Genomic DNA, 8,740 nt, shown 5'->3' on the forward strand with positions numbered 1-8,740 from the left:
AGCGTCAGTACGGTTTACCGCTCAATTGAGTTAGGCGATTTGAATTCGGGCTATGCGGCGTGGCGGCGATCATTGATCACGATGCTCGGCTACCGGCGCCTGACCATCCGCTACGAGCGCCACGGCCACTTGTTCAATGCCTTTCTCGTCCTGGCCGCCGCCATCACCTGCTACAAGAAGCTCGCCAAACAATCCACATGAGGCAGCCTTTTAACCTGCTGGATAGTCCCTCGTGTGCATGGAGAAGCGGTGTCCAACACGGCCCAGGCACTGGGGCGTTCTAGTCGAATGTCTGGGCGGTGCATGGGGCGGCAGTGCCGCCCTGATCAGGTGCGCTAGCGCTGTCGCTGGCTTCGCGCCACAGATCACGCATGCGGTCGACAACTACCGTCTCGTCCTCAGCATGGTCGCCCATGGACTCGGAGTGGCACGTCGGACCCCAGGCCCGCAGTAGACGCCGTCCTCGACCCACTCGCCCCCACCAGATAACAGCGTTTCCCGAGGTGCCTTCGGTAGACCACCCAGTGCACATGGCGTCATCTTCCCGGTGGAATGACTTCCGCCCAGATGTCGTAGATGGGTCCATCGAACCCACCGGGGGCGGAGCGCTCCCGCTCGAAGGCTCGCAAGACATTCGTGATGCGATACCTGGTATTTCGAGGAAGGAGGAGCTCTCGCTCATTTGGGAAAGCACTCTGGCGACCGATCCAGAGCCCTTGGGAGCCTTCAGGCAGGAGGAGATGAAGGTAGAAGTGATAGAAACCGACATTCGTCCCTGGAGTCACTCCCAACGAAGTCGACATGGGTGCCGGTTCGATCTGCACTGCGCCGACAAGAAGCTCAGGATCACGGTTACCGAGCCGAATTTTATGCGAGTCGACCATCCACCGGACATTATTCAGCCCCCGAATCGCCTGAAGGCCTTCAGGAAGTGGTTGACAGAGGGCCTCATCGAGCTTATCCATAAGCGAGTAGCCCTCAACGCCGTCTCCGTCAAACAAGAACTCCATTCTCGCGGACTCGTAGTCCAAATTCTCTATGAAGCGAACGTATCCGACAGGGTCTTCGGCCGCCAGAATGGACTGAACGAGTCGCCGGTCGTGACCGGTCAACTCCGTTGACTCTGTGAGCATTCTCCTCAGAGTGTCCATAGACGGCATCCTGCCGTCACCCAACAGCATCAGCCGTTCCACTTGCCGATGCCCAGACTGCAGGTCACCGAACCACCGAGCCATCCCTTCCGGATCCCTTGCAAAGTCCCGAATCACCAAGGCGATCTTATGTTTCGCCGAATACCGGAAAACTGCCTCGCGTGCCGGTGGTCGCAGGTCTCGGAACGTATGTGCCAGCCTGTTCTCGCCGTATGCCTCACCTTCGGCGTCACTCAGGAACTGCTGGAAGTTCTCTGGGGGCACTGGTCCCGAGACGGCCGTTTCAGAACGTGGTTCGTCAAGGGCGGGGTGGTCTGACACTGCTCCTAGAGCGCCGTCTGCGGTTTCGGCCCTCACTCCCGTTGCGGGATGGTCAGGCTCATACAAGTAGTTCTCGCGCGGGTCTGGACGTGGAGGGCCAGACCTTTCGGTCATGCCGTCGCTCAGCGGCTCGCCATGTGGTGCCTCACCGATGTCGGACCGCCCTGCTCGGCCGGCTTCCAGTCCTGGCATGGGCGGTGTGCCTGGCTGAAGAGGCATGGGCGCCGGTTCCGGTGGACGTGCCCCCCGATCGCTCTCGGCCAGGCCGACCTCCGAACCGGCGGTCTCGTTGGTCCCACTCTCGCCTTTTGGCATGGCGGCATCCGCCCTTACCTCAGCGTCACCGCCAAGAGACCCCTCACCACTACCTATATGCCGCCCACCAACGACATCACCGGCCTCGGGTGTGACATGTCCGCCGCTTCCAGTCGAGTGGGGCGGGAGGTCACTCCCCATCAGCACGGCGCCCCCGGGATCCTCTTCGCCCGGGAATGTGAAGACGTTCCCAGCACCGAAGCTTTCGCGTGCCTGGGCAAGCGCCGACTCAGGGGTGCCTTCTTCAAAGAAATAGATCGCACGCACGCCGTCCCGGTCTGCGGCGGCCTTCTGGATCCGCAACTCCTGGCCGAACTTCCCACGGTTCCCGGCTCGCGACGGCCCGCCGACGAATACGTATTCCCCGTTTGGCCCGCGGACGTCGAGACCGGTCGAGCCGAGTCCTGGCACCATCAGTTGAATGTCCTGGCCTCTGAAGTCCTTCGCGACCGTTCCGCCCATCATGTCAGCCACTCGCTGCTCGCGCGCGTGCCCGATCGCCGCACGATCACCTGCTGGGGTATCGCGGCCGGCGTCCGAACCTGATAGGCCATACCGCTGTTCCGGAGACGTGCGAATCGCGCCCCTGCCGTCATCCGGCACGAAGTTCTGCGTTTGCGGATCCCAGTGGTGGATGGCCTGCATATCGTGGCTCCCGGCACGAAATACAGAACCGGTGTCCCCGCGGTAGAGGATGCGGGTCTCTTCGTTGAGGTAAATCTCGACCTGCTTGGTTCGGAGGTCCGGCAGACCGTCGGGCGTGCGTGGCGCCTCACGCAGTTCCACTCCCAGCGCCCGTAGGACGAGGTCCTCTGGCAGGCCGTGGCGAGTGGTGAAAGCGACGAGGTCACCTTCCGCCACAGTGGAACGCTTCAAAAAGGGACCGATCACGCTGCGAACGCCTTTGACGGTCCTCATATGAATGTACCTGTAGGTCACGACTCTTCCAGGGGCGCCGGCCTTCTCCCATTCGACCGCGGTCCCCTCGTGTTGGCTCCGCCCACGACTCAGCTTGAGCTCGGCCGGAAGAGCCTCGGGGTCGTGGGGCGTGATGTGGAAGTCCAGTTGGCTCGCACGCCGCGAAACGGGACCCCTTATAGAACGGCCGAGCCTTTCCGCTTCGTGTATTCCCGGGTCGAAGCCGGCCTCAAGCGGATCCGCCCTGGTCGGGACGGTGGCGTGGACTCTCGCCGGATCTGGGGCCGCCGGTCGCGGGGCTTCCGGCGCCGAAGGTCCGGCCGCTGAGAGATCTCCGGCGCGGTGCTCGTCTCCGACGGCTGGCACGCTGTTCGTGCCGCCGGACAGGCGGAACCGCGGTTCGCCCGGGCTGCCTTCGCGAGGAGCGCTCTCCCCTCGAGTGGCCTGCGCCCCCTCGGTGACCGACCTCGCCGGTTCGACGGACGGGGTGCCTTCGCCTCTGGTAGGCGGAGCACCTGTGATCCCTGGTCGGAACTCGTCGCCAAGCGACAACGACTTGGTCGGGTCGTTCCTGTAGGCGTGTTGCGGGCTACCGCTTTCCGGGTGCCCTCCAGGGAAGCCATCGGGGGGCACGCTGGGACTTTCGCTTCCCGGGTGGCCTCCCGTACCCCCTTGAGTGCGTGCATCTGCGAGGTCGGCTGGTGGCCCGGCGGTGGCGGGATGGGCCGGTGTCACTGCTCCAGGCTCGCCATCTGCCGCAGACGCCGCGGGATGATCGGACTCGTACCAGCCGTAATGCTCGCGCGGTGCCGGACGTGGAGGAACGGACGGGTCACTGATGCCCTCGCTCGGCGACTCGCCAGGCAGTCCGCCGGCGCGCGTCTCAGGTGATGAACCGGATGCTGGACGTTGGCCCCCCGACGGCTCGGGGGGTTCCAGGGTCCGTGATGGTTGCTCGCCGTAGGAAACGCCGGTGCCCGCGTGTGGGGGCTCGACGGAGCCGTTTCCTCCGGTGACGGCGGGCGCGGGTCCCGTGGCCGATTCGTTGACGTGATGTGGAGCGGCTGTGCCTGAGGGACCGGTCTCGGGCATACCGGCGGGCCGCCTGGAATCTGTGCCGCCCGGTCGTCCAAGTGGCCGGGCGGGTACGCCTTCCGTCTCCGGACCGGACGTACCGCCGGGTGGGCCGCCCTGGTGGGCTGTCGCTCGCGGGGTGGACGTCTCAGGAGCCGTTCCGAAGCGTGCCGTGTCGTGGCCCAGAATCGAGTCGGTGCCGCTCGCCTTTGCCTTGATGGATTCCCAGCGGTTCATCATTCCGTCGAACCAGTCCGGGTGGCCGAGCGCCTCGAACCGCGGGCGCAGGGCGTTCAGGCGTTGCTCAATGATCCGAACGTCAGCTGGGCTCAGCTCATTGGGGCGCCAGACGTACTCCTCTCCGCGAGGGCCGATGCGCGTGCCGGAGACGAAATGCCCGCTGAATGGATTGACCCCCAGCGCTGCCGCGCTGTCCGGCTCGACTAGAAACGTGTCGCCGTGGTCGATACCCCAGAGCCGGCCATTCAGATCGATCTTCCAGTCGCGGTCCCCGTTCCCGGTCAGGACATCCATCAGGCCCAGATTGCGCGCGCCCGGCCTGTCGGCGTACAGCGCCTGCAAAACGTCTGGCTGCGGCTCAGGGTGCGTCTCCCAGGAATGCTCGCCCTCTACATACTCCAAGTAGAGCGTGCGGCTATCAGCCCTGTGCACCACCGGAACTCGCGCCTCCACCGCATGCCCGACCAGTGCGCTGAGCTCATCGGCATCGACCAAATCGGTGTTCTCGGCCCACGCCACCTTGCGAACGGCTTTTCCACCACTGTTGTGACTGACCAGATCCACCCGCTCGGCAACAAAACCGCCGGTGAGCCGCACCGTGCGATTCTCATCCACCCCGGACTCGACACCCCGTCGCAGCGCGTCCCCCACCGACGTAACGGAGTCCGGCTCAGGCGTCGGAGGTCGGTGACCGCCCCGCTCGCCTCCCGCCGGAGACCCGGCGCGAGGCGCAGCGGCGTGGTGTGGGCGGCCTACGCCCGGTTCGACTGCGCCACCGGCCGACTCTGGCCTCACCGGATCCGCAGTGGCCGGAGCGGGCTCGCCTTGCTCTGGCATTCGTCCCGTGGCAGGACTCTTGGTCCTGGGGGTACTTGAGGGTTGCTCGCCTCGGTTGTGGCCATGTTTCGGACCTCCGCTTTCAGAGCGGTGCCCCGTGCTCTTTGGAGTGTGCTCCGCGGCGTGTGGGATGCCGGGATCGCGGCCGCTGACGTAGGCGGTCTCACCATCTCCTAGCCCCGGAGCCCCCGACTCGCCTGCGCCCTCGCCCGGGCCATGTGCGGGTGCCGGACGTTGCGCCTGGGGTGGCTCGGCGGGTTCATGGGACCGTGGCGCCTCTTCGCCGTGGGGAACGGTCTCAGGCGAAACGACGTCGTCTGGCCGGAGAACACGCGCATGCACATGGTGCTGGCCCCTGTCGAAGATGTCGGTGCCGACCCGCTCAACATGAACGATCTCGTATCGCAGCCCTCGCTGCAGAATGAATTCTCGCTCCAAGGGTTTAGCGGACGATCGCCCTATCCATACACCCTTTGTGCCGGCAGGGACATCGATCGTGTACCGGATATTGGGTGAGAACAATGTGTCGCCGAGCGACGCAGATGTGTATCCCGGCTCGGTGTGCGATGTCCCTTCCAGAAGCTTTGGGTCCCGATCCCCGAGTGAACTGCCGTCGTGGAGGCGCAAGTGCCTTAGGTCGCCGACGCTGCGCGTGAGTTGGACGGGATCCGGGAGCGGAGACGCTGACATTGCCTGGTCGATCAGCCTGATCTGCCCTTCAAGCAACTCTCGGGTGGGCGTCTCACCCAGATAGCGCTCGAGGAGTTCATGCGTACTCCCGTTGTGGCGGACTTCCATCAGCCGCCCCGGGTCAGGCGAGTTCAGTACATCCTGCACGGCGTGCCGCTCAGCGGGCGTTAGGTCGATGTTACGCAGAATCTGCGGCAAGTCCGACGGGTTGACGGACTGTTCAAGCCTCAACGACAGGGCGTTCAGATGCTCGGCCAGCATCCTGTCTCTTTGGAGAGAGTTCAGGAAGTCACCGAGACCCTTGCCATTGTCCAGAGCACGCAGCACGGTGTTCAGAACGCCACCGCGCGTGTAGTTGTAGACGGCGTGGCGCTGGTCCTCCGGAAGCGCCCTGAACATGTGCCCATAGTGCTGTTCGCCGTACGCCTCACCATCCGCGCCCTCGAAACGCAGAAACCGCTCGGAATCCGGTGGGTCCGCCTGGCCGTGGGCCAAGGGGGCGTCTCGTTCCGCGGCATCCCCTGTCCTGGGCTCGGGCTTGCCTGGTGCCCCCTCGCCGACCCGCGCTCGGGTACCGGTATGCGGCGGCGGGGCGTCGGCGGGTGGGGCGGCGGGTTGTGGTGGTTCGGCGAACTGGTCTGGTAGTCGGCCTGGGGCCGGGCTTGTTTCCCGGGGGGATCTTGGTGGTGGATCGCCTGGGGTGTGGTCGTGGTTCGGGCTTCCGCTTCCCGGGCGGCCTCCCGTGCTCCTTGGGGTGTTTTCCGCGGCGCGGGGGATGCCGGGGTTGCCGCCGGTGGGGTAGGCGGCCGCGGTACCTCCGGCTTCCAGGGCTTCCGACTCGCCCGCGGGAAGTCCAGGAGTTTCGCCTGGTTCGGAGGCGCTCATGTGGGCGGGGCGCCTACCGGCGCTGGAAGCGTGTGCGGGTTGTCCGGACACGCTCCTGGGATTGTCCGACGCCACTCCGGCCAGCACGGGCTCGGTTTCGCGCGGGGTGTCCGCGCGGACCGCATCGGCGTCGGGTCCGCTAAGGCGGGGGCTGCTGATGGTGGCGGGTTCGGCGCCGGGCCGGCCAGGTTGGTGGATGTAGGTGCGTGGGATGTCGCCGCCGCCCGCGGGAGCGAGTTCGGCCGGTTGCCCGGCGGTGGCGGGATGAGATGGTGTCGTTCCTTGTGGGGAGCCGTCTGTCGCGGTGGGTGCGGGCGCACCGCTGGTGGCGGCGGGCGCGGCGGTACCGCTGGCCGCGGCGGGCATTGCCGGGCCGCCGACCGCGGCGGGCGTGGCGGCATCAGTGGACGCGGCGCCAGGGGCGGCGCCGGCCTTGGCCCGCAGCGACTCGGCCAGGTCGCGGACATTGACCTGCCCGAGCCTGTCCGCAGCACCGGTGGGGCCGTTGAGTCGGGCGGGATCGTCCATCACAGGCGGGCGGTGCAGCTTCACCCCCTTGTCCGGCATGACCTCGCCGGCGCCGAGACGTTCGCCGGGAACATTGATCCCGCCCTCGGGGGCCCGCAGTTCCATCGGGGTCAGGGCACGAGGCTTCACGATCTCGGGGAGTTGGATGTCGGTGAATCCGAAACGAGGCACCGGGGCGGGGCCCGGCGATGCCGGAACGGGCCCCGGTTCGGTCTTCTTCGGGAACGCGTCCCGCAGATCGCGCAAGCTTTTGTTGAGCTTGGTCATGCCCTTCGAACCGCCGTAGAGCAGCGACCCGACGTTCAGCCCCCCGGCGGTGAGCACGTAGCCGGGCCGGTCATCCCATTCCTGCCACGGGACGAGGGCGTTCGCGACGCTCGTCCAGCCGTCCTTGACGTTGTGCCACCACTGTCCGGCGCTCAGGTCCTCGTGGTAGACGCCGTTCTCGTCGATCCGCCCGTCCAGCCGCCCTACCAGCGTGCCGAGGTCGCCGAGCATCCCCGACCAGTTGCCCGCCAGGCGATGCCCCCAGTCACCGATGGTGCCCGCAGGCCCCCAGCCGTCCGTCTCGCCGTAGACGTTCGCACCGACCGCCGAGCCCGCGTAGCTGACCACCCCGTAGAGGAAATCGTGGGCGCCGTCCCCGACGTCCTGGTACCACGGCTTATCGCGAGTCTGAGGGGTCCCCCAGGGTGTCGCGGTGCTTTTCGGCGCGGCAGCCAACCCGTACGCGTAATCGCCGCGACGTTTGAACGCGGCGTCCGGCGCGAAATGGGTGCCCCCGAAAAGCGCGGTGATCTTATTAGCGCAGGCACGCTCGGCCGCCTGGTACTGGAACAGCGCCGCCCCCGCGGCATCGTTCAGCCGGTTGTTCTCCTTGACCCAGTCACCATTCTTCTGCCAGTCACCGAAATCGCCGTCCCAGTTACCGTCGACCTTCGCGCGGAAATCCGTCGCCGCGGCCCGCAACCCGTGCAACCGGGTGACGATCGGCCGGACCTCGTCGACGAACGCCAGCAGTGCGTCACCGACGGTCCGCACCTCGTTCCCGAACTCATCCCCCGCCACCGGGACATCCCGCATCGCGGCAATCAGATCCGAGCCTTCAGGGGCTTGATAGAACGCTGATAAGCCGCGCCACGCCGCGCCGAGGTCACCGCTCGTTCGCGCGAACCGCTCCCCGACCCGCTTCAACGCGTGACCCGCGGCCTCCAGATCGGCCAGATGAACGTCCGGAACCGGGATCCTCGACGGATCAACCGGCTCACCCGGATCAGCCGGATCCTGCGGAGCGGACTTTGCCGGGACGAAGGGGCCATATGGAGTAACCGAAGGATCCCGAACGACAATATCGTCCGGACCGAGCGAATCAGCCATGCCTATCCCCCACACGCACCCGATGCCATGCCGGCCCCATCACGGGCACGGCCGGACGTCCAACTCCCCTACCAACTCCCCCCAGCCTCCGGGCTTGGGGCATCAATCGCACGCTTCTGCGCTTTCTCCGCCATCTCCGTATCGCCATGGACATATGCCATCGTCGCGTCTCTGGCACCCTTGATACAGCCGTGGACTTTAAGAAAGACGCCTTTGAGCTCAGGAGTCACCCGTTCCTTCATGTATTCATTGAGAGCGACACTTATCGGCTCGCTGGTCGCGGCGGTGACAGCATCCTCGACGTATTGGGAGAATTGCTCGGACTGCTTTACCAAGCCGCCCGTCCCCTTGCCATCTTTTCCAGCGTAAAGGCCAATGACCTTTTCCAGTACCGTACTGACGCC

3 protein-coding genes are annotated in these 8,740 nt (G+C 65.9%); 1 reads left to right on the top strand and 2 read right to left on the bottom strand.

All coding sequences use genetic code 11. The features are described from left to right. Window positions 1-201, top strand: a 201-nt coding sequence (locus ABT299_RS51630) for a hypothetical protein (protein ID WP_500255355.1), incomplete at its 5' end; no start/stop codon positions are given. A gap of 335 nt (window positions 202-536) precedes the next feature. Here ABT299_RS51630 and ABT299_RS51635 read toward each other — a convergent pair. Both ABT299_RS51635 and ABT299_RS51640 read right to left on the bottom strand, forming a co-directional pair. After that, a complete protein-coding gene (locus ABT299_RS51635; protein ID WP_500255356.1) occupies window positions 537-8,336 on the bottom strand; it encodes an ADP-ribosyltransferase in 7,800 nt (2,599 codons plus the stop codon). A gap of 68 nt (window positions 8,337-8,404) precedes the next feature. Next, window positions 8,405-8,740: DUF6507 family protein (locus tag ABT299_RS51640; RefSeq protein ID WP_500255357.1), on the bottom strand; the 336-nt coding region annotated here is incomplete at its 5' end.

The organism is Spirillospora sp. NPDC000708 (assembly GCF_040299565.1).
GTDB lineage: Bacteria > Actinomycetota > Actinomycetes > Streptosporangiales > Streptosporangiaceae > Spirillospora.